The following is a 477-nucleotide window of genomic DNA, read 5'->3' as shown; positions in this document are numbered from 1 at the left end:
GCTCCGGTCGTACCTTGGCGATCATGCGGCACAGTTCGGGGCCGTAATTTTCGGGCAGCAGGGCGTCGATCTCTTCGCGTCCGCCCGCGCGGGCGAGGTAACGGGTGAGGATCTCCTCCACCATGTCGGATTTGAGCGTAAGACCGGGGCGCACCACGATGGCCTGAATGTTGTGGTTGAACAGAACCGCGATCAGCGCGTCTTCGACGCTGGGCACCACCACCGCTTCATAGATAAAGGGGTCTTCCGACCGGCGCATCCGCTGCACGTTGCTGCGCAGCCAGCGTTCCTGCTGCTCGCTGACGTCATCGACGATCAGAACCTCGAAATAGGGCTTGGCCAGCGCCCGCGCTTCGGGCGGCTGCATCGACTCGTCGTCGCGCTCTTCCTGATCAAGGGAGTCGCGTTCCAGCGGGATGGTCCTGCGCCGGTAGGCCCCTGTCGTAAGGGCCCTTGTCACGCGGCCAACGGCAAAGG

At 63.9% G+C, this 477-nt stretch carries 1 pseudogene; it reads right to left on the bottom strand.

Going from position 1 to position 477, the window contains the following annotated elements:
* Positions 1 to 477 (bottom strand): annotated as a pseudogene (locus A3728_RS19955) (ornithine decarboxylase); the annotation flags it as partial.

Origin of the sequence: Sulfitobacter sp. HI0040, from assembly GCF_001634885.1 — a bacterium.
Classification (GTDB): Bacteria; Pseudomonadota; Alphaproteobacteria; order Rhodobacterales; family Rhodobacteraceae; genus Sulfitobacter.
This window is presented reverse-complemented; position numbering and strand designations above follow the sequence as displayed.